The sequence below is a fragment of the Prevotella sp. oral taxon 313 genome, from assembly GCF_003043935.1.
Classification (GTDB): domain Bacteria; phylum Bacteroidota; class Bacteroidia; order Bacteroidales; family Bacteroidaceae; genus Prevotella; species Prevotella jejuni.
Genome location: NZ_PYXE01000001.1, coordinates 1,392,864 through 1,416,033, shown reverse-complemented (window position 1 = coordinate 1,416,033; position 23,170 = coordinate 1,392,864). Strand labels below are relative to the sequence as shown.

Genomic DNA, 23,170 nt, shown 5'->3' with positions numbered 1-23,170 from the left:
TATGCGTTCAAGCCTTTATTCTCTTATAATATGTTTGGTATTACTTACGGCGAGCTGTGCCATAGTCTCCTGTTCAGAGGAGCATGAGCATACAGCTCCTGCTATTCATGACCGTGACTCGGTGCCGGTTATGACTACGTATGGTGTCAATACGCTCATTTCTGACTCGGGCGTAATCAAGTATCGTATTGTTACTGAACAATGGGATATTAATCAGAATAAAGATAACTCTTCACGTTGGACTTTCAATAAAGGAATCCTACTAACACAGTTTGATTTGAAGAAGCATGTGGTAGGTTATATTCAATGTGACAGTGCTGTCTATTCCGATAGAGACCGTCGTTGGCAACTTCATGGACGTGTCAGAATTCTGACAGCGCAGGGATTGTCCTTTTATAGTAATGAACTATATTGGGATGAGAGGAACCATGAAATGTGGTCGTACACCTATTCTCATCTTAAAACGCCAGATAAGGAGTTAGAAGGTAATTGGTTCCATAGCGATGAACAGATGACGAATTATGAAATACGTCAGACGAAAGGGTGGGGTATATTCTCAGATAAGGATATGATGTCGCCTGCTGCTCCTCCTTTTGCACCAATGGATACCACGCACGTTGACAATATGAAAGGCCCAGTAGTTAAACAATAATTATAGAAATTGGATATAGATTTAATCATAGGAATAATCATTACGATGGCACTCTCCGCTTTTTTCTCAGGAATGGAGATTGCTTTCGTTTCGAGTAATCGTCTTCTTGCCGAGATGGATAAGGAGAAGGACGGTATTGCACAGAAGTGTTTGACCATCTATTACAACAATCCAAACGGCTTTGTGTCTACTATGCTTGTAGGTAACAATATAGTACTTGTTATCTATGGTATCTTCTTTGCGCAAATCTTCGATACTACGCTATTTGCTTCGTTTGACTCGGCTACACGTGTGGTGTTGGATACGTTATTGTCTACACTTGTCATTCTTTTTACAGGTGAGTTCTTGCCAAAGACTTTATTTAAGAGCAATCCGAACCGACTACTTACGTTCTTTGCTCCTTTGGCTTATATCTTTTTTATTATCCTTTGGCCTATTAGTCGTTTTGCGACCTTCCTTGCTCGTGTTCTTCTGCGTTTGGTCGGTGTAAAGATAGATGAGGAAGAGAACGATGGTACGTTTACGAAGGTTGACCTCGACCATCTCGTGCAGAGTACAATAGAGAATGCTAAGAACGAAGATGATATCGAAGATGAAGTAAAGATATTCCAAAATGCTTTGGACTTTCAAGACACGAAGGTGCGTGATTGTATGGTTCCTCGTACAGAGATTAAAGCTGTCGAAGAGAGTTGTACCTTGGAAGAATTGCAGCAGATGTTCATTGAGAGTGGTAACTCTAAGATTATTGTCTACGAAGGAGATATTGATCACATAAAGGGATATATTCATTCCTCTGAGATGTTCCGTTCGCCAAAGAATTGGAAAGACCATATCCGTCAGTTGCCGTTTGTTCCGGAGACAATGGCAGCGCAGAAGCTGATGCAAGTTTTCCTACTTCAAAAGAAGAGTTTAGGTGTAGTTGTTGATGAGTTCGGTGGTACCAGCGGTATTGTGTCATTAGAGGATATCGTTGAGGAAATCTTTGGTGAAATAGAAGACGAACACGATAATACAAAGTATATTGCTAAGCAGATAAACGATAAAGAATATGTTCTTTCGGCACGTTTAGAGATAGATAAGGTAAATGAGATGTTCAATCTTGATTTACCAGAAAGCGACAATTACATGACTGTTGGCGGTTTACTGTTGCATGTCTATCAAAGTTTCCCGAAACTGAACGAAGTTGTTACCGTTGGTCAATATGAGTTTAAGATAATCAAAAAGACGATGACTAAAATAGAACTCGTACGGCTAAAAGTCAATGATACAGAGTAATTTCTAAAAGAAAAATTATGATACTTGCCCATTTTTTTGTATTTTTGTGCGCAATTTGTCATACTGAATAGAATAATTAAAATCAAATAATAAATCTAAAATGGCAGTATTAGGAAAAATTAGAAGCAAAGGGGCTATACTGGTAGGTGCTATCAGCCTTGCCTTGGTTGCATTCTTGGCTGGAGATGCGGCCCGCTCATGTGAAGGTATGAAGGGTGAGTCGCATCAGCAAATTGGTAAGATTTTGGGCGAGAATATTAGTGTCCAGGAGTACCAGAAGTTGTTTGATGAATATCAGTCAGCAATTAAGTTTACCATGCAACGTGATAACCTCTCTGAACAAGAGCTTAACCAGGTAAAGGACCAAGTATGGCAGCAGTTGGTAAGCAGTCGTGTACTTGAGGCTGATGCAAAGAAGGTTGGTCTCACTGTTACGGAGAAGGAAATTGAAAACGTATTGAGTGAGGGTACGAACCCAGTGTTGACGCAGACACCGTTTGTTAACCAGCAGACTGGTCGTTTCGACGTTAATGCACTCAAGCAATTCTTTGATAGTTATAATAAGGCCAAGGCAGCTAAGTCTCCAGAGCTTGATCAGATGCAGACTGTCTATGACTATTGGCTCTTCGTAGAGAAGAACTTACGTACACAATTGCTTGGTCAGAAGTATCAGGCTTTGCTCGCAAGTTGTGTTCTCTCTAATAAGGCTGAGGCTAAGATGGCTTTCAAGGACAACAATGAGGAGAGTCAGATTCAGCTTGCTTCTTTAGCTTATAGCTCTGTGAAGGATGCTGACGTTAAGATTTCAGATGATGACTTAAAGGCTAAGTACGACGAACTCAAGCCTGCTTTCCGTCAGAGTGTTGAGACGCGCGACATTAAGTTTGTTGACTATCAGATTAAGGCAAGCGCTGCCGACCGTAAGGTGGTTGCTAAGGAGATGAATGATTTCCAACATCAGCTTGCAACAGCTACCGATCCTTCAGGTGTTATCAGTAAGAGTGGTTCTGAGATTTCTTATCTCGGTCTTCCTGTAAGTAGTAAGGCTTACCAGCAGTATCCTGATATTGCTTCAAAGATTGATTCTCTTTCTGTGGGTACAACTGGTGTGTTCGAGAATAGTCAGGACAATACGTTGAATGTTATTCGTGTATTCTCAAAGGCACAGTTGCCAGACTCAGTACAGTTCCGCCAGATTAGTGTTGGTGCTGCTACTCCTGATGAGGCACGTGCAAAGGCTGACTCTATTCAGAAGGCTTTGGCTGGCGGTGCTGACTTTGAGGCTCTCGCTAAGCGTTATGGTCAGACGGGTGAGAAGGCTTGGTTTACTGGTCAGCAGTATGAGATGGCACCAACTATGAGTGTTGATAATCGTACTTTTGTTAATGCTTTGCTTAATGGTGAGGTGAATGCTACTCAGAACCTTGCGCTCACACAGGGTAATGTTATTTTGCAGGTTCTTGATAAGAAGGCTTTCACAACTAAGACAACTGCAGCTATTATCAAGAAGCCTATTGACTTCTCTAAGGATACACGCAGCAATGCTTATAATAAGTTCTCAGAGTTTGTTGCTAAGAGCTCTTCTGTTGCTGAACTTGAGAAGAATGCTTCTAAGTCTGGCTATCGTGTACAGTCGCTTAACGACCTTTCTACTGCTGAGCATTATGTTGGAGGCATTCAAGGTACACGTGATGCACTTAAGTGGCTCTTTAGTGCTAAGCAGGGTGAGATTTCTCCACTCTACGAGTGTGGCGATAATGACCATCTCTTAGTAGTTGCTTTGACAGCTGTTCACCCACAGGGTTATCGTCCTTGGGATGATGCACAGGTTAAAGAGGTTCTCAAGCGTGAAGTAATGAAGGACAAGAAGGCCGAGATGCTCATGGCAAAATTGAAGGGTGTCAACTCTATTGCTGCGGCTCAGTCAAAGGGTGCTAAGGTTTCTACGGTTAATCAGATTACTTTCTCTGCCCCTGCCTTTGTTCAGGCTACTGGTTCTGTTGAGCCTGCTCTCTCTGGTGCGGTTGCAGGAACAGCTGCTGGTAAGTTCTCTAAGGCTCCTGTTAAGGGCAACGCTGGTGTCTATGTGTTCCAAGTAGTGAAGAAGGCTATGCGTGCTGGCTCTAAGTATAACGAAGCAATGGTTATGCAACAGACTGCTCAGATGAATATGCAATTAATCAGCAACTTCATGCAGGATCTTATCCTCAAAGCAAATGTTGTTGACAACCGTTACCTCTTCTTCTAAAAGAAATCGTAACACCTTATATATATTAGACGGATGCACGGCAAAAGTGCATCCGTCTTTTGTGTTTATATCGTCTTTCTATTCTTTTATGTAGCTTGCTATAGAGCTTTCTATCTTTTTATGTCGCTTGCTTTATGGCTTGCTATTCTCTTATATGGCTTGCTTATTATTTCTCCTAAATAACTTGTTCCCAATTAGTTTAATGTTTACAAAGCCATTTGTACTGAGCGTTGCAAGCATTGTTGATAGAACGCAAGTAAGGAGTCTTTTCTGATATAGTTTTGTCATCAGCATGTGTTCATTAGATAATTACAAGGACAAGATATTTTGCTTGACGGTTTTTACTAAACGGCCTACTTAGCATATTGCTTTTGCTTGATGTGTTAGATGGCCTAAACGTTAAAGAATGGCTATGTAATTCAGTTTATTTTTATATTTTTTTACTAATTCCTTGTTTGTTTCATATATTCTCACTACCTTTGCGCCCAGTTAAAATAAAATTAACTCGTAATAACGATGAGAGTCATAAAGAATATTAATTCAGCAAATGTTTGCACTTTATTAGGAAATAAAGGCGTAGACATGCTTTGTGTTGCATTAGATTCTTTAACGAAGAAAGATGAAAAAAATATTGCAAATTATTTGGTAATTCCAAATAATTTTGTACTCTCTCTCATATAGGCCAGGCCTAACCTCCCCACTTTTTTCTTTTCGCATACGCGCGCGAGGCGTGCTGTGTAACCCCTGTAAACAAAGGACTTTTCGGAGTTTCCTTTGTTCGCTTTTTTGTGTCCCTACGTAAACGAAATAAAAAGAAATTAAGCACGAAATAATAACTTTAATTTAATCAATAAAACAGGATACGTTGACTTATGTATCCTCTAAAAATTAAACGAAATGATAGTAACTGAAAGAGTGGTTTATCAAAAACCTCAATGCAAAATTGTTTGCACTGAAACGGAATTATTGTTGAATAAAGCCAGTGGTAATGCTGGAAAAATTCAACCTGGTACGGTAACAGGAGATGCAAAACAAAACATCTTTAGTGAAGAAGACTTGGATGATGCTTCTTGGAATGATACGGAAAAGAACTAATAACTGTTTGAAAAGAAAATGAATAAACTTATGAAAAGACTAACTATAACTTTAGTAATGCAAAGCATGTGTTATGGTTTTGCTGCTTTGTTGCTTACTGCCAGCTGTGCCAATGATGATACGATGCTGGAAGGAAAACAAAAGAAAAGCGATATCCCTACAGGTACAACCGTCTTTACAGGAACATCTCAGCCAGAAGCAACAACACGTACGGCAATCCTTAACCATACAAAGGGTACGGGTGCTTCTGTGAATTGGAGTAGCAGTGACAAAATATGGGTAAAGGATGATGCGGGTACTTGGCAGCAGAGTGCTACGGCAACAATACCTTCTGCAGCAAATCAGTCTTTTGCTACGTTTGCGCTGTCAGGTACATATACAGGTGCTTCACATGATATTATTTACACCAATACGGCCGTTTCAGGCTCGCAACCACAAGTAGAGATTAAAACAACACAAACGCAGTCTGCTCCAAATAACTTTGATCATGCAGGTGAATCGGGAGATTGCGGAATTGCAACAGGTGTTAAACTTGGTCGTGGTTATAATTTCTCACTCAATCATAAGGCTTCTTATCTTTGCTTAATTCCTCGTACCAACAACGAATATGTAAAGCGCAGCAAGTTGATTAAAGTTGAGATTATGAGCGATGACGACATTGCTGGAACTTACAATATGACTGCAGATGGCACGCTTACGCTTGCTTCTGGAGGTTCTAAGACGATTACCGTAACAACAGGTTCAGGCTTTGCAATAGACAATGCAGCTGATGATATGAGTAAGAATGCTACTTATGCAGTCGTTGCTCCTGGTACTCATACTTTCCGTATTCGCTACTGGCTTCGCAATACTACGGATAATCCAGAAGGAGCAATAGAAGGAACAGTCTCTAAAATTGTTACACTTAATTGTACAGCAGGTTCTATCCATGATATAACAGCTAACCTTAATCCGTATGATTACGATGGCGATCATTACACCGAATGGGATGCACAGGAACAATACTGGAAAGGGGATGAGTGGAATAAAGGTGGTAGTCAACCAACAATAAATGGAAATGGCAATTATCAACTTCACATCTCCCCCGACCCTCGTGTGCATCATGTAGGGGATCATAATGTAGTAGCAACAAATTTATGCTCAATTGCACCTAATGCCAATGAGATGTCTTGGTACTGTATGCATGGCGACCCCCGTTGGGATGCAGATGAATTGTGGACAACTATGGGACACTTATACAAAGGTGGTATGTGGTTCTTAAAGCATGATAAGATATCTGGCTATTCGAAGACGCTGGCTTACAATGGAAGAAATGATTTATATAGCATAAGTAACACGCATCTAATTCAAAATCTTCCTTCTACTACTAATGCAAATGATTATTTTTATTTGCCGGCTTTGGGTTACTATTCTTCTGGAACATTGTATGATGTTGGTAAGCAAGGTTATTATTGGTCTTCTAATATTGTGGATTTTGACCAAACAAATGCATTCCTGTTGAATTTTAGTAATACTAGTGCTGATGTTAATCCCTATTTCATGCGTCAAGCAGGATTAAGGGTAACGGCATTTGAGTAATCCTTACGATTGAACTTCTTAAGAAAGCATCATTTTAACCCTCTCCGTTAGAGAGGAGTGCCTAATGAGGAGAATTTCAGATGAATGCGTATTCCGTCGCTGCGCTCACCGTATCTACGTGTTGGCGGATGCGTATTTAGCTACTCGTAGATACGCATTGCGCAGCCGTTAGATGCGTATCTAACGGCAGCGCTCACCGCATTCAGCAGCAGCGCTCACCGCATCTGGCAGTACGTAGATACGCATTGCGCAGCAAGGGAATACGTATCTGGCGGGAAGAAGGTGCTGATAGGAGGAAAGAAAAGACGATGAAAGGGAGAAAAAAACCAAGAAAATAGAATGGGGCAGCATGAAGATGCACGAAGAAAGCTGCAGAGGCGTGCTGCCCTACGCTATGATAAACAACAATAGTATTAATAATTTAAAGTCGAAAGAATCATGAAAATTCGTTTAGTACCAAAGAAAAATCCGCAGAAGCGGGAGGAAGTGAAGTTTTATGCTAATCCTGTTAATCTTGGGCATAAGTCGCTCGACGACATTGCACGTGACATTGCGGGACGTTCGTCCTTGACGCGTGGTGATGTGTCGAACGTGTTGTATAACTTTATCGATTGTCTGCCCCATTATCTCCGTGATGGTTTCAGTATTCAGTTGGGCGAGTTTGGCTCGATGCGTGTCACACTGTCGAGCAAAGGAGCCGAGAAGGAAGAGGATTTTAAGACCGCAACCATTAAGCCTCGTGTCGTCTTCACGCCTGGCGGAGAATTGAAGCGAGAGTTAGCCGCTAACTCTTACGAAACGGTGAGGAAGAAGGAGGAAGCAGACAAGGATAAGAAAAAGGAGGATAAGAAAAAGAATGGAGGAGGAAGTGGCCCGGTAGCGGGCCAAGGATAGGAAAGGATATTGGGCTAATGGGCCTAATAGGGCAAATGAGGCCAATAGGGCCAATAGGGCCAATAAGGCCTAATGAGGCTATGAGCCTAATAAGGCCAATATCCAAGAAAAGAAAAAAAGTTCGGTTTTAATAATACTGAATTGATTAATTTAGTTTAGTTATGTTTCCAGCGGGAAGCCATTGATGTGATATCAATGACGATACATCGGTAATTTAATTTTCGTTTCTTGCCTCTGGCACCATAGTTGGTGTTATGGGGCAAGTTTTTTTAGTATGCCCAATATGATTTTATGTTGCAGAGAAGATTGATTACTCTCGTAAAGAAGATTGATTACTCTCGTAAAGAGGATTGACCATTCTCACAAAAAAGGATTGACGGTTTCCTCAAAAAGAGGTTAATAGTAAAGCAAAGAGGAGAGAGTGGTTTTTAATAAAAAAAAGAGGATGTGTCAAAACGGACACACCCTCTTTTTAGTTGTTTATAATGACTTCTTCTTTAGTTTCTCCACATAAGCATCAATAGCAGCAACAGCTGTGATGTTTACAATGTCACGTACAGAACATTCGAAATCGGTAAAGTGAATTGGTTTATTAAGACCCATTTGGATAGGACCAATGACCTCAGCTTCTGGGCTCAATGCCTGTAATAGTTTATAACCACTGTTAGCAGAAGACAAGTCAGGGAAGATGAGTGTGTTAACATCTAATCCTTTCAAGCGAGTGAATGGGAACTTCTCATCACGCAACTCTTTATTCAAGGCAAAGTTAACCTGCATCTCACCATCAATAGCCAACTCTGGATATTCCTTTTGCAGCTTCTCAACAGCAGAGTGCACCTTCGATGGAGAACCTTCTTTATCAGAACCAAAGTTAGAGTAAGAAAGCATTGCTATTGCAGGTTTATCATTGAAGAATTTAACCGAATTAGCAGCCAACTTAGCGATGTCAGACAACACCTCATCATCAGGATGGCGATTAATCAGCGTGTCAGCAATATAGAATACACCCTTCTTAGTATTTAGAATATGCATAGTACCAAAGTGATTATACTCTGGTCGGATACCAATAACATCCTTAGCTACCTTAATCGTGTTGCTATATTTGGTGTAAAGGCCAGTGATAAACGCATCCGCATCACCATTCTCAACCATTGACATTCCGAAATAGTTACGTTCATACATCTTATCGTATGCCTCTTCAAATGTGTAGCCTTCACGTGAACGCTTTTCAGCTAAGTGCTTTGCGTATGTTGCACGACGTCCCTGTTCTTTATCAGCACGCATGTCAACAATCTCAATATCAGAAATGTCAAGTTTGAGACGATTAGCGACACGATTCAAGCGGTCGGGGTTTCCTAAAAGGATTGGTACACAGATACCTTCTTGTTTAGCTTGTACAGCGGCCTTCATCATCGTTTGGTGACCACCTTCAGCAAAGACAATATGTTGTGGATGTTGAGCAGCTGTAGCATGAAGGGTGTGAGTTAGTTTTGTTTCCTGACCTAACATCTGAAGTAGATGCTGCTTATAAGCCTTGAAATCCTTGATAGGAGTGCGAGCAACACCGCTCTCCATAGCCGCTTTAGCGACGGCAGCACTCACCTCAGTAATCAGTCGTGGGTCGACTGGTTTTGGGATAAAGTACTTAGGACCAAAGGTAAGGTCGTTTACATGATAAACCTCATTCACCACGTCTGGTACGGTTTCTTTAGCCAAGTCAGCAATAGCCTGTACTGCTGCCATCTTCATTTCCTCGTTGATAGCTTTGGCATGAACATCCAAGGCACCACGGAATATGTATGGGAAACCAATTACGTTATTAATCTGATTAGGGTAATCAGAACGGCCAGTAGACATGATTACGTCAGGACGGGCAGCAACTGCATCATCGTAGGATATCTCCGGAACAGGATTAGCCAATGCAAACACAATAGGATTCTCGTTCATTGAACGAATCATATCTTGTGTAAGAACATTCCCCTTAGACAAGCCTACGAATACGTCAGCACCCTTAATAGCCTCCTCTAAGGTATGTATATCACGGCGGTCAGTAGCAAAAAGGGCCTTTTGTGGAGTCAGGTTCTTAGAGTCAGAAGTAATAACACCCTTAGAGTCGAGCATTACAATATTCTCCTTCTTCAGACCTAACGCCATATATAACTTTGTACATGAGATAGCTGCAGCACCTGCACCATTGACGACTAACTTAACATCAGCGATATTCTTCCCAGCTACTTCAAGTGCATTCTTCAGACCTGCAGCAGAGATGATAGCCGTTCCGTGTTGGTCATCATGCATAACAGGAATATCAAGCGTACGTTTCAGACGTTCCTCAATAGCGAAACACTCTGGTGCTTTAATATCTTCAAGATTGATACCACCAAAGGTTGGTGCAATCTTCTCTACCGCTTCACAGAATTTATCTGGGTCTTGTTCGTTTACCTCTATATCAAAAACATCAATACCACCGTATATCTTGAAAAGTAATCCTTTACCTTCCATGACAGGCTTTCCACTCATTGCACCGATGTTGCCCAGTCCTAATACAGCTGTACCATTACTGATAACTGCAACTAAATTACCTTTGTCTGTGTATTTATATACGTCATCTGGATTCTGCTGAATCTCTAAGCATGGATATGCCACACCAGGCGAATATGCCAGACTAAGGTCTGTCTGTGTACTATAAGGCTTTGTAGGCTTTACTTCAATCTTGCCAGGACGGCCGTTGTTATGATACTCCAAAGCGGCTTCTTTTGTTACCTTGACCATAGTTAATCTTTTACTTTTAATATTACAAAAATGTATTTTTGACTTACAAAGTTAGTAAAATCCACTTTAAATCAGATGTCATTATGAAAGTTTTTTGTAATTTTGTCGCAAAAATAAAGTTTGATGCATAATACAACTACAGAAACCACTTATCGGCAAGAACTTAAAGAGAGAATCCTCGTTGCAGCTCTTAACTTATTCCATAAACATGGGATAAAAAGAGTAAAGATGGACGATATAGCCAATGTACTTAAGATATCAAAGCGTACACTTTACGAGATATACAGTAATAAAGAGGAGTTGCTCTTTGAAGTTATCCGACTTGATAAGAAGAAAGAAGGCCAGGCTATGGCAGAGATAGACAAGTCTGGACAGAATGTCATCAATATTATCATAGAGGTTTGTCGTTTTCGTATAGAGAAGCTGGGTAAGGTTAATCCGCTTTTCTTTGAGGAACTCCACATGTATCCAGAGTTACTCGCTTATGTCCGTAAGCTCCATAAGGAATATGAAAGTGATGCTCATTCTTTCATTCAGCGTGGAGTTAAGGAGGGCTTATTCCTTCCTAATATAAACTATGAGATTATACGTATCTTGACAGTAGCCTCACAGAATGCTATTATGAATCAGTTTCTTTATAAGAAGTATGATGTAGAGGAGCTGGGTTACGCAGCCATCTTATTCTTTGTAAGAGGATATTGCACCTTAGAGGGTATTAAATTATTAGATAAAGAGTTAGACTCACTTTTCAGTCGCAAGTAAACATCGTGCTGACAACAGATTATTTAGGTAAAAGATTACAGTTAAAATGAAAGATAATACATACAAGACACTGTTGCTAACATTGTTAGTTGCATTGTTCCTTTTCCTATTGCATTTCCTTCCAACACTAACAATAGGGGATACAAAGTTACGTGAAATAGACATTCTAAGCGACCTTGCTAAAAAGAAGAAAGTACTCGAAGACGTCATTCCATCGCCTAAGAAGCCTTCTTCTGTCGTTGCCTATGATAAAGACGGAAAGGTTATCAACTTTAAGGAGGAGTGGCCAAAGGGTACAGAACGTATCGTTGACTATTCTGCAGGTAAACCTGGAGGATTGGATCATTTCTATAGTCAACTGAACTTATTGGTTCAGAAACAGCAAGTAGGGCGTCCTGTTCGTATTGCTTATTATGGTGATTCATATATAGAAGGTGACATCCTATTAGCCGACTTGCGTGAAGACCTTCAGAAATACTATGGTGGTTATGGCGTTGGATGGATAGATGCGGGTAATGACCTCGACCAATACAAGCATACAGTAGATAATAGTTTCTCCGGACTGACCGAGCACATGGTCAAGAAACCAGCAAGTTACGATGTCAACCAAGCAGGTATTGCAGAGCGTTACTATACCATGAATGGTCAAGCCACAATGACGTATGCTCCTTTCACTTTATCCCACGACTATCCACATACCGAGAAGTGGGCAAGTACATTACTTTATCTACGTTCAAAAGGAGGTGCTAACGTCAGCTTCAACATAGATGGTGGCAAAACAAGTAACCAACGTGTAAACCCATCACCAGAGTTACAAGTAGTGAAGATGGACGGCATCACCTCTCACGCTACCGTCAAGGTAGATGGGACGAATACTATTCTTTTCGGTACATCACAGGAAGGTAAGGAAGGAGTCGTGCTTGACAACTTCAGTATGCGTGGTTCTTCAGGTATAACACTGTCCAAACTTCCAGAACAGATGTTGAAGGAGTTTGCACGTGTACGTCCGTATGATCTCATTGTTTTCCAGTTTGGTGTTAACGCTATTGATGCCCAGACAACTCCCGAACGATTGAAGAAGTACATGCGTGATATGAAACTTGTAGTAGACCTATTCCACAAGTGTTTCCCTGAAACGAGTATTCTTATCGTTAGTAGTCCCGACCGTGGTTCTAAGTCATCACCTGATGGTACGATGAAGGGTGTTGAGATGTTAGTTGGTTATCAAGAGCAACTTGCCTCCGACTGTCATGTTGGCTTCTATAATCTCTTCCGTGCTATGGGAGGTCCAGGTACGATGATGCGTATCGTAGACAGCCAGGATATGGGTACAAAAGACTATGTACACATTAATTATAAAGGTGGTAAATATGTCAGTCAGCGTATCTTTAAGTCTATCGTAGCCGGACAGAAGAATTATACAAGACGTGAGAAAATGATAGAACAGTAGGTTTGTATTTACATAACATAGAGTCAAATGGAAACAAGTATATTTCTCAACCAGTTTATGGTTATCATAAATAATCTCTTACAAAATATAGAGACGTATATTGGAAGTCTTGAGTTTTCAAAGCTATCTGATATTCTTCTATATAATCCAAAAGAACCGCTCCTCTTCTCTTCTGGTGCTTTTCTTTTCATATTCCTTGTCTTCATGATAGGATATTACTGTCTACGAAAGAAGGTGGATGGGCGATTACTCTTCGTGACGCTCTTCTCTTATTATTTCTTCTATAAGAGTAGTGGCTTCTATTTCCTATTATTACTGATTGTGACCGTAAGCGACTTCTATATAGCACGTCGTGTTGCCAAGGGAAAATATCCAAGATTATGGTTATGTTTGAGCCTACTCATCGACCTTGGACTTTTGGCTTACTTTAAGTACACGAACTTCTTTGCAGGAATGGTGGCGCAGATGATTGGTGGTAATTTCCAACCTTGGGACATCTTCCTACCGGTAGGAATTAGCTTCTACACCTTCAAGACCATCTCTTACGTTGTCGATATCTATCGCAAGAAGGCTGAGCCTATGGAGTCACTCCTCGACTATGCTTTCTTTGTTAGCTTCTTCCCAACACTATTGGCAGGCCCTATCACTCGTGCAACCGACTTTGGTCCACAGATTCGTAAGCCATTGCATATTAGCCGTGAGATGTTCGCTCAGGGTGTGTTCTTTATCATTATTGGTCTTTTTAAGAAGGCTGTTATCTCAGACTACATCTCTCAGAACTTCGTTGATCGTATCTTTGATAACCCTACACTCTTCTCTGGTGGTGAGGTTCTCCTTGGTCTTTATGGTTATTGCATACAGATTTATTGCGACTTCTCAGGCTATTCTGATATGGCAATCGGTATTGCCTTGCTTCTTGGATTTAAGATACCGATGAACTTCAATGCGCCACTTACGGCCGACTCCATGACCGACTTCTGGCGACGTTGGCATATTTCGCTATCAACATGGATACGAGATTACGTTTATATATCCCTTGGAGGCAACAAGAAGGGAACACTTCGCATGTATTTCAACCAAATGGTTGCGATGACTGCTTGCGGATTATGGCACGGCGCATCCCTGAACTTCGTCGTATGGGGTGTTCTTCATGGTGCTTTGGTTTGTGTACATAAGTTCTGGTCGCAGACAGTTTTGAAGCATGACCGCCGTTATCATCCATCTGGTATTCGTCGTTTCTTATCAGTATTCATCACTTTCCATGTCCTTTGCTTCACGTGGCTTTTCTTCCGTTGTAAGGACTTTGATAGTGTGTGGATTATGGTTAAGCAGTTGTTCACAAAGTTTAATCCTTCCGTACTCCCCGATGTCTTCATGGGTTATAAGTATGTATTCATGTTGATGATATTTGCTCTTCTTACCCATTGGATACCTGATTCTTGGCAAAATCGTTGTGTACGAGTCTTAGAAAAGGGTGGAGTTGTCCTCTCTGCTATCGTGATTACTATCGTTATATTCATCATTATGCAGGTGAAGAGTTCTGAGATACAACCATTCATCTATTTCCAGTTCTAAATAGATTGAACTATATAATATAAGGTGCAGCATACTGTTTAATAATACTTAGTTAAACGGTATGCTGTTTTTTATGGATTTCTGTTAAGCCTTAAACTCTCATTACTCCCGATATGCCTTGTCTTCTTCTGTCTAAGTGTGCCTAAATCGTGTGCTAAGGAACGTTTAAGATTGAGTAGGAAGTCTATTAGTATTTTTCTTGTAAAGTATAAGTTGAGACTATCATACCTTCTCTAATAATTTACTGTCCATTCTCTTTGCCCCACTTCTAAGTGATTGGTAAATACATGAAAAATCATGACATAGCTTCAAGCTAAATATCCTCTAATTCAACGTGCATTATCTTCTTTTATCTACTTTGTAATCTACAATAAATCAATATGTTGCAAAATACGTTGAAGAAAACACCTTTCTTGCTCCAAGAAGAGCATCTTTAGCACGCAAGAAGGGCATGTTCTCGAACGTTGAAAGGCCTCTTCTTACTTCAAGTGAATGCTCTTTCCTAATGGAGAGGGGAGTGATTACTGAATTATCTTCACAAATTATGTTTGTAAGTTCAGCATTTCCTATTCCTTTCTTGTTCGTTTTCCTATAGGTTTATCATGGCAATTAGGTCTCTATTTGTGGGCGAGTGAGCCTCAACATCGACCCCTCGGCGTATAGAATAGAGCGTGAATACCAAGGTACGTCACGAGTATTTTTTTTATAGTTAGCCATTCCTTCCCTTCTTTCTCTTGGTAGTAAGGAAAGCTGTAAACCTTAGGTTGTTTTTTCTCAATAGGTAAGCTCCTATGGAAGTAGCTATCAAGAAGAAACTTATCAACGCACAATTAAAGTCTTAATGGTTTTTGTTTTTTTACGTATATAAAGTCTTATATCTCGTTTTTTTTGTTTTACTTTGCAGTTAATTGAATAAGTTTACTAACGTATTAGTCCCATAAACAAGACTAAAATATTGAGAAAGCTATTAATGACTAACATATTTAACATGAAAAGAAGCTTGAAATGGCTGGTTGCGATAGTGTTTACACCAGTCATACTGTTTCTTATACTTGTTGCACTATTATATTGTCCACCAGTTCAGAATTGGGCTGCAAAGCGTGTGGCCACTTATGTTTCAGAAAAGACAGGGATGGATGTAAGCCTCGAACGGGTTAATCTCTCTTTTCCATTAGACCTTCAGTTAGAAGGGCTAAAAATGCTTCGTCCCAACGATTCTATTCCTAATAAGAAAGATACGGTAGCTGATATACATCGCTTGGTAGCGGATGTGAGTTTGTTACCTTTGCTTGAAAGTAAGGTAGAAGTCAACGAACTGACATTTACAAAACTGAAGGCAAATACCGTCAACTTTATCGGTGACCTTCGTATTCGTGGCGATTTGCAGCGCTTACATCTCGTAAGTCATGGCATAAACCTCATTGGCGACTCTGTTCGCATCAATAAAGCCGATATTGAAGGAGGATGGGTAGACATCGCATTGGGCGATACTGTGCCCGAAGACCCACACAAGAAGAAGCCACTTTGGCGTATTAATATTGATAAACTCAACCTTGCTAAAACAGATTTCCGTCTTCACATGCCTGGAGATACGATGAGTGTTCGTGCTAACTTCAACAAGGGTATGGTGAAGGGAGCCGAACTTCTTCTACATGACAACATCTATAAGGTAGCGAATATAGATTGGCAAGGGGGCGATTTCAGCTACGACAAGAATTATGTACGGCATGCAAAGGCTGGCTTTGATGCCGCACATATAGCCATGCAGGACATCAATCTCGGTATAGACTCCTTCCTCTATGCTGCTCCAAAGATACGATTACGTGTCCGAACAGCCAATATGAAGGAGAAAAGTGGACTGATAGTAAAGGATTTCCGCAGTTCTTTCTCTATGGATTCTACAAGTATCAATCTGCCTAATATGTATGTTCGCTTACCAGGAACAGAGCTGTCTGGGCGGTTCATGATGAACATGAATGCCTTTGCAGACAAGAATCCGGGACAGATTTCAACTCAGTTAGATGGTTTCCTACGCTTAGATGACCTGCAACCATTCCTTACCTCCGTACCAAAGAACATCTATCAAGCACTTCCTAATCAACGTATTATCGTAAAAGGACAGCTTGATGGCAATCTTCGTTCGGCCACATTCAAGCAACTACGATTAGCTATGCCAGGTTACTTCGACCTTACCAGCACAGGATGGATAGCTGATATGATGTCTGGAGCGGGTCGACTTCGTAGTGACTTGAGACTGAAGGGAACAGCAAGTAACTTACATTTTGTTTCTAAGTTATTGCCACGTAATGTGCGCAAGATGATATCCCTCCCACAGGGAGTTGGTATCAATGGTAATATCCATGTACGTAAAACGCTTTACACGGGTAACATTTTGCTGACACAAGGCGGTGGACGGATTCGACTGAATGGTGCATACAACACGGCAACAGAACTTTATCGCCTTTCAGCAGACGCAACTTCATTCCCTGTACATCATTTCTTACCGACGATGGGGTTGTCGGCTTTCTCTGGAACGATAAAGGCGCATGGGCGAGGAACAGACTTCTTGAGTCCGAAATCATCGACAAACCTCAGTCTGCGTGTTCGTAGTTTCAGATACGGTAAATATGTGCTTGATGGATTGAATGGTGATATCTCTAAGCATGGAGAGCTTCTTGCTGCTCACGTAAAGAGTACTAATAGGATGTTGGCGGGTGATTTTACGTATAAAGGTAAGGTCAATACGCATCTCGTAGATGGTCATCTGCGAGGCTGGTTACGTCGTGTTGATTTGCATGCAATGGGTTTGATGGCGGATAGATACGTCGTGTCTGCATGGACAGATATAGACGTACGGTCGGACATGAAGAACAATCATCACGTAAGCGGTCCTCTTCGTTCATTCCGTCTCATGCAGGAAGGAAAGAAGAAGAGTCGACTTCTTGCTGCAGGTAACTTTGATGTGCGTGCGGATGTACGGTCGGGTACACTCGATACGCATTTGAAAGGTAATCTCTCTGAGGCTGATTTACAGGCCTTTGGGTTTGTAGATAAGCATTACATAACCTCTGCTGATGCTGATATTACGCTTCGCTCAGATATGAAGAAATACTATGCAGTAAGTGGAAATGTTGGTAACTTGTTGCTTAGCGAACATCGTAAAGGAATGCGAATACCATTGGTTGAAGGCAATTTCAACCTTGATGCTACAATGAGAGGCAGTCAGATTGAGGGTTCTATAAATGGTTCATTCCCACGTGTAGACCTTTATCAGTTGGGAGTCGTTGATAAAGCAATGTCAAGTAGCTTCTCGGCTAATACCTCGTTTGCCATGTCTGGCAAGGATGATATGAATGTTCGTGGATTGATAGGAAACCTTCATGTAACCGACCAGAACCGAACTTACGCTCCAGGGGATGTGGATATCGACCTTATGAGTCGTCGAGATACCATACATGCAGTGTTGAATGGAGGTGACTTCCGACTTAGTACAGCATTTAATAGTAGTGTTAATCAATTGACGGAAAGTGGGAAACGGATATACAAGATTGTACGTGAACAACTCGCTAACCGTCGTATAGACCAGGCTGCAATACTTCGTCATTTACCAACAGGGCACTTTACACTCCGTAGTGGACGTGATAACTTATTCTCTAACTTGTTGGCACAAGAAGGATATGCCTTTAGTCAGGCGGATATTAATCTGACATCTTCACCAACAAGAGGTATGGATGGAAAGATAAGTATTGACTCTTTGGTTTATAATGATATCCATCTTGATAGCATCAGAGCTGACCTCACCAGTATTGATGGGCAGCTGAACTATCTGTTATCAGTTAAGAACAATCCTTCTAACACCTATCCTTATCATGGATACCTGCAGGGTGCGCTCTATGAACACGGCTTACAAACACATGCAACAATCCTTGATAAGGATGGAAAGACAGGTTTTGACTTGGCTATGCAGGCTGCTATGAAGCGCAGAGGAATAGAACTCTCAATCACTTCTCCTAAGTCTGTGTTAGGTTATAAGTCCTTTGCTGTCAATGACTCTAATTACATCTATATTGGACGTGACCGTCGTCTGTCAGCTAATCTACGTTTGGAGGCGGCTGACGGAACGGGTATGCTCGTCTCTACTGAGGATGATGATACGGCCTCATTGCAGAATGTAACGCTGTCAATGAACCATTTTGAGTTGGGCAGTTTGTTTGCTGTATTACCCTTCGCACCGAAGTTGTCGGGTACTCTTGATGGTGATTACCACCTTGTACAGACGGAGAAAGAACTCACAATCTCAAGTGATATGACCATTAAACGGCTTGTTTATGAGAATTGTCCTATGGGAGATGTAGGCACACAGTTCGTTTATATGCCTAAAGGGGACGGTACACACTATGTTGATGGTATTATAACTCAAGATGGAAATGAGGTCGGCATCCTCTCAGGAACCTATAAGAATGAGGGAGAAGGAGAGTTAGATGCAACCTTAGAGATGAACAAGTTCCCTTTAAATTACGTCAATGGCTTTGTTCCTGACCAAATTGTTGGACTCGAAGGAGTAGGTGAAGGAACGTTGAAGGTAAAGGGTCCGTTGAATAAATTGGATGTTAATGGTGAGGTTTACCTTGACTCTTCCTACTTGGTGAGCGCTCCCTATGGTATAAAAATGCGTTTCGCAGATGATCCAGTACGGATTAAAGACAGCCACATAGAGTTCGAGAACTTCGAGATGATAGCTAATAACGGTTCTCCACTTGATATATCAGGGTACTTAGACTTCTCTAATCTTGATAAGATGATGCTTAAAGCAGATTTAAAAGCTAAGGATTTCCAAGTGATAGATGCAAAGAAGAACGCTCGTTCACAGGTTTATGGCAAGGCTTTCGTTGACTTTTCTGGTCAGATAAGTGGCTTATTAAATAACTTGCAGCTTACTGGTAAGCTCAATGTATTGGATAATACAGATGTGTCTTACATAGTGCAAGATGGCACGTTAGCGACCGATGATGAGTTAAACGACCTCGTTAAGTTCACTCATTTCAATGATTCAACGAAGCAGATCATCAAGCGTCCTGATATTACAGGGTTCAGTATGGCACTCGTAGTAGACATAGATGAGCAGGCACATGTGTTCTGTGCGCTAAGTCCTGACCAGTCTAATTATATCGACTTCGTGGGTGGTGGGAACCTTCTTCTTAACTATGACCCTACGAATGGAGTACAGGTTCGTGGTAGATATACGTTGAGTGATGGTCAAATGAAATATTCTCTCCCAGTGATACCACTCCGTACTTTTACGATAAAGAGCGGTAGTTATCTTGAGTTCACGGGTGATCCGATGAAGCCAACACTAAATATTACGGCGACAGAGAGCGTAAGGACAAATGTTACAAATAGTTCTGGAGGAGGAAGAATAGTTGATTTTGAATGTGGAGTGAGCCTGACTCGCCAATTCCCAAAGCCTGGAGTTGAGTTTATCATCACCGCTCCTGACGATCAAGAGATGCAGAATATTCTTAATACTAAGGGTGTTGAGGAACGTTCTAAACTTGCTGTGACGATGTTAGCATCGGGCATGTATTTCGATGGCGAGAACTTTGCCAATCCTAATACAGCGATGAGTGGAGCATTAGCAAGCTTCTTGCAGACCCAAGTAAACTCTATCACAGGAAGGGCACTCAACTCTATGGGACTCGACTTAACAGCCAACATGGAGAGTGCAGCCGATGTGAATGGTAACTTACACACCGACTATACCTTCAAGTTCTCCAAGCGCTTGTGGAATAATCGGCTACGAATCATTATGGGTGGACGTGTGTCAACGGGCGCACAGTTCTCTGAAGAGAATGGAGCCTACTTCGATAACTTCTCTCTCGAATACCGTCTTAATCAGAAGGAAACAAAGTATTTGAAGCTTTATTACGAACGTGAGGCATACGATTGGTTAGAAGGTAACTTGTCGGAGTTCGGTGTTGGCATCATGTGGAGGCGTAAGTTGCGTCACTTTAAGGATATTTTCCGCTCCAAGGACGATACGCCTTTGATTGTACCTAAGCAAGAGAAGCCTAAGAGAGATTCATTAATTAATTTCGTAAATGAGAAGAAACAGAATCAATAATAGTCTGACAAGCAGAAGAAAGGTTGCCAAAGTACTTTCTTTCATGGCTTTCCTTTCTCTACTTGTAGCCTGTAGTACGACCTCAGCAATCCCTGATGGTGAACACTTATACACGGGCATGGAGAAGACAAAATACAGTAACTATCAGCCTAACCAACACTTTAATGATGTGAAGGGTGAGTTAGATGTTGTCCTTGCTACTAAGCCAAATGCGTCGTGGATGGGCAGTCCCAGCGTGCGTTCTCCTTTCCCTGTTGGTCTGTGGATATGGAATGCTTTCTCACAGGATACGACCTCCTTCAGTCGATGGTTGGTTCGTGCGTTTGGCTCTACACCTGTGTTAATGAACTCAACAGCCCCCGACTTACGTGTTACTGTTGGTGAGAACCTCTTACGCAAACGTGGTTATTTCAATGGGAAGATAACCTATGAGAAACTTGCACAGCGTAATCCTAAGAAGATGCGGTTGCAATATTCGGTTGATATGGGGCGTCTGTGGCTACTTGATAGCATTCGCTATGTTAACTTTCCACCCACGGCAGACAGCTTGATAAGGGTTAATCTCGATAAAGCAATCATTCATAAAGGGGATGCCTTTGATGTTTCGACACTCGAACAGGAGCGTAAACGCATCACAGACTTATTCCGTAACAATGGTTACTATTATTATCAGAATAACGATGCGAGCTATCTTGCCGACACAACTCTCACCTATGGCTTAGCTTCCATGCGTCTGCAGATGGCTGACTCAGTAAGTAATAGAGTCTTACGAAAGTGGGATATAGGTACAATCACTATCAATCTGCAGCGTCAATTCATGGATTCTCTATCTCGACAGAGTAGGTTCCGTGATATTATCGTTAATTATAATGGATCGCACAAGCCTCTCCGTCTTCGCACAATAACCAATGACTTGAAGATATGGCCTGGTACTGTCTACAACAACGAACTGGTAGAAAAGACCCAGCAACAGCTTAACAGTAGTGGAGTATTTGCTGCAACGAACTTTGCTTTTACTCCTCGTGACACGACAGACACGTGTAGTATTCTGGATATGACTATTAATTGTGTCTTTGATAAGCCTTACGACTTCTACATTGAAGCCTACGGTAAGGGAAAGACCAGTGGTAGATATGGTCCTGAGGCGATTGTTGGTTTGACGAAACGAAATGTCTTTCGTGGTGGTGAAAAGTTCGACTTACGTTTACATGGTTCGTACGAATGGTCGGCAAGTAGCGATGATGACGGCAGAGATCGGCTCGGACTGAATAATTATGAGTATGGTGCAGAAGCCAGCCTACAGTTCCCTCGACTCGTCAACCCTTTTGCCACACCGCCAAGAAAGCGTTGGGCACGTGAAGAAAGGAAGATTGCTGCAGCTGCAGAAAAGGGACTTGTCTATGTTCCTAAGGTCCCTCGTACTTATTACACAACACCATCAACAACGCTCAAAGCTTCTGTTGATGTCTTAAACCGTGCTAAGTATTTTAAGCGGCATGTAGTGTCTGGGGAGTTGACCTACCAGTGGCAGCCAAACGAACGTAATAGTTATTCGTTCTCTCCATTGACGTTAACATACGAGTATATGCACAATGTGACCGATCGTTATCTTGAATTGATTGACAGTGTGCCATATCTTGAAGTCTCTTTGGCCGACCAGTTCATTCCTAAGATGCTTTTTCAATATACTTTCATGAGCCCTGCTCGCTATAAGAGTCCTATCAAGGTATGGACAACAGTTAGTGAAGCGTCAAACATCCTATCTGCTGGTTATGCTGCATTTGGCAGACATTGGAGTGAAAAAGACAAGAAACTGTTTAAGAACCCATTTGCTCAATTTGTCAAGATAGATGCCAATATGACGAAAGTATGGAGTCTGTCTGAGAAGAGCAGTATTGCGGCTCACGTCAATGTAGGTACTTTGTGGGCATACGGAAACAGTCGTTTTGCACCTTATACAGAGCAGTTCTATGTTGGAGGAGCCAATAGTATTCGTGCTTTCAACGTCCGACAGATTGGACCAGGGCGTTATCGTTCTACGCAACGCCGTCGTTCATACGTCGAGCAGACGGGCGACATCAAGTTTCAATGCAATGTAGAGTATCGTCCTCATCTTGTGGGTTCGCTCTATGGAGCCCTCTTCCTTGATGCAGGTAACGTCTGGACGATGCATTACGACGATGGTAGACCAGAGGGATACTTTAGAGTCAAGAATGTTCTAAAGGAGATGGCGCTTGGCACAGGAGTCGGAATACGCTACGACCTTGGCTATTTCATGCTTCGTTTGGATTGGGGTGTCGGTTTACACGTACCTTATGAAACGGGCAAGACTGGCTTCTATAATATTTCAAAGTTTAAGGATGCACAGGCTTTCCACTTAGCCATTGGCTTACCATTCTAAGCTTACTTGAATATAGACTACCAGCCTCACTACTCTAATTAGTGAGGCTGAATTGTTTATTAGTTCTTTACCATGCCTTATTATAATGCTTATAATAATTCTCCTTTGTAGTCTTGTAGTATCATGAAAAATTATTACATAAAGTGGAGTTAAACACGCTCTAAATAGGAGTAGAATATCTCCTGTGATCAACTTTATAACCTACAAGAAATCAGTCTGTTATAAACTACATTTGAGAACATGCCCTTCTCGCATCAAGAAGAGGCTCTTCTTGGGGCAAGAAGGGCATGTTCTTGAATGCAGAAGGGCGTCTTCTTTATGCTTAAAGGGCATATACTCCTTCCGTG

At 41.5% G+C, this 23,170-nt stretch carries 12 protein-coding genes; 11 read left to right on the top strand and 1 reads right to left on the bottom strand.

Annotated elements, in window-relative coordinates:
• Position 1 precedes the first annotated feature (1 nt).
• The 6 genes from lptC to AXF23_RS05450 all read left to right on the top strand — a co-directional run bounded on the left by lptC (position 2) and on the right by AXF23_RS05450 (position 7,742).
• Positions 2 to 652, top strand: coding sequence for an LptA/OstA family protein (gene lptC, locus AXF23_RS05475; RefSeq protein ID WP_009010793.1), 651 nt, complete (start codon positions 2 to 4; stop codon positions 650 to 652).
• Positions 653 to 661: 9 nt separating this feature from the next.
• On the top strand, positions 662 to 1,927 hold the full coding sequence (locus AXF23_RS05470) for a hemolysin family protein (protein WP_107624585.1): 1,266 nt from the start codon (positions 662 to 664) through the stop codon (positions 1,925 to 1,927).
• Between the two features lie 100 nt (positions 1,928 to 2,027).
• Complete coding sequence (locus AXF23_RS05465) at positions 2,028 to 4,175, top strand: peptidylprolyl isomerase (RefSeq protein WP_107624584.1); 2,148 nt, start codon at positions 2,028 to 2,030, stop codon at positions 4,173 to 4,175.
• 897 nt (positions 4,176 to 5,072) lie between these two features.
• Positions 5,073 to 5,270, top strand: a complete 198-nt coding sequence (locus AXF23_RS05460; RefSeq protein ID WP_107624583.1) for a hypothetical protein — start codon at positions 5,073 to 5,075, stop codon at positions 5,268 to 5,270.
• 18 nt (positions 5,271 to 5,288) lie between these two features.
• Complete coding sequence (locus AXF23_RS05455; RefSeq protein WP_107624582.1) at positions 5,289 to 6,848, top strand: hypothetical protein; 1,560 nt, start codon at positions 5,289 to 5,291, stop codon at positions 6,846 to 6,848.
• A 438-nt stretch (positions 6,849 to 7,286) separates the two neighbouring features.
• The gene (locus AXF23_RS05450) at positions 7,287 to 7,742 is read left to right on the top strand and encodes an HU family DNA-binding protein (protein WP_107624581.1); all 456 of its coding nucleotides are present in this window, start codon (positions 7,287 to 7,289) and stop codon (positions 7,740 to 7,742) included.
• Between the two features lie 480 nt (positions 7,743 to 8,222).
• Here the strand turns inward: AXF23_RS05450 and AXF23_RS05445 are convergent, their stop codons facing one another.
• Positions 8,223 to 10,514 (bottom strand): NADP-dependent malic enzyme, encoded by a 2,292-nt coding sequence (locus tag AXF23_RS05445; protein WP_107624580.1) that lies wholly within the window; start codon positions 10,512 to 10,514, stop codon positions 8,223 to 8,225.
• Between the two features lie 123 nt (positions 10,515 to 10,637).
• Between AXF23_RS05445 and AXF23_RS05440 the strand changes: the two genes are divergently transcribed.
• From AXF23_RS05440 to AXF23_RS05420, 5 genes are all read left to right on the top strand, one after another.
• Positions 10,638 to 11,276 (top strand): TetR/AcrR family transcriptional regulator, encoded by a 639-nt coding sequence (locus AXF23_RS05440; RefSeq protein ID WP_107624579.1) that lies wholly within the window; start codon positions 10,638 to 10,640, stop codon positions 11,274 to 11,276.
• 46 nt (positions 11,277 to 11,322) lie between these two features.
• The gene (locus tag AXF23_RS05435) at positions 11,323 to 12,726 is read left to right on the top strand and encodes an SGNH/GDSL hydrolase family protein (RefSeq protein WP_107624578.1); all 1,404 of its coding nucleotides are present in this window, start codon (positions 11,323 to 11,325) and stop codon (positions 12,724 to 12,726) included.
• Positions 12,727 to 12,753: 27 nt separating this feature from the next.
• The gene (locus AXF23_RS05430) at positions 12,754 to 14,301 is read left to right on the top strand and encodes an MBOAT family O-acyltransferase (protein WP_107624577.1); all 1,548 of its coding nucleotides are present in this window, start codon (positions 12,754 to 12,756) and stop codon (positions 14,299 to 14,301) included.
• 988 nt (positions 14,302 to 15,289) lie between these two features.
• The gene (locus tag AXF23_RS05425; protein WP_233251242.1) at positions 15,290 to 20,422 is read left to right on the top strand and encodes a translocation/assembly module TamB domain-containing protein; all 5,133 of its coding nucleotides are present in this window, start codon (positions 15,290 to 15,292) and stop codon (positions 20,420 to 20,422) included.
• Between the two features lie 43 nt (positions 20,423 to 20,465).
• The gene (locus tag AXF23_RS05420; RefSeq protein ID WP_107625806.1) at positions 20,466 to 22,823 is read left to right on the top strand and encodes a translocation and assembly module lipoprotein TamL; all 2,358 of its coding nucleotides are present in this window, start codon (positions 20,466 to 20,468) and stop codon (positions 22,821 to 22,823) included.
• Positions 22,824 to 23,170 lie beyond the last annotated feature (347 nt).

Coding starts and splice junctions, on each gene's coding strand:
- AXF23_RS05430 (WP_107624577.1), top strand. CDS start 12,754: ATGGAAACAAGTATATTTCTCAACCAGTTTATGGTTATCATAAATAAT.
- lptC (WP_009010793.1), top strand. CDS start 2: ATGCGTTCAAGCCTTTATTCTCTTATAATATGTTTGGTATTACTTACG.
- AXF23_RS05435 (WP_107624578.1), top strand. CDS start 11,323: ATGAAAGATAATACATACAAGACACTGTTGCTAACATTGTTAGTTGCA.
- AXF23_RS05420 (WP_107625806.1), top strand. CDS start 20,466: ATGGCTTTCCTTTCTCTACTTGTAGCCTGTAGTACGACCTCAGCAATC.
- AXF23_RS05465 (WP_107624584.1), top strand. CDS start 2,028: ATGGCAGTATTAGGAAAAATTAGAAGCAAAGGGGCTATACTGGTAGGT.
- AXF23_RS05425 (WP_233251242.1), top strand. CDS start 15,290: ATGAAAAGAAGCTTGAAATGGCTGGTTGCGATAGTGTTTACACCAGTC.
- AXF23_RS05440 (WP_107624579.1), top strand. CDS start 10,638: ATGCATAATACAACTACAGAAACCACTTATCGGCAAGAACTTAAAGAG.
- AXF23_RS05455 (WP_107624582.1), top strand. CDS start 5,289: ATGAATAAACTTATGAAAAGACTAACTATAACTTTAGTAATGCAAAGC.
- AXF23_RS05450 (WP_107624581.1), top strand. CDS start 7,287: ATGAAAATTCGTTTAGTACCAAAGAAAAATCCGCAGAAGCGGGAGGAA.
- AXF23_RS05445 (WP_107624580.1), bottom strand. CDS start 10,514: ATGGTCAAGGTAACAAAAGAAGCCGCTTTGGAGTATCATAACAACGGC.
- AXF23_RS05460 (WP_107624583.1), top strand. CDS start 5,073: ATGATAGTAACTGAAAGAGTGGTTTATCAAAAACCTCAATGCAAAATT.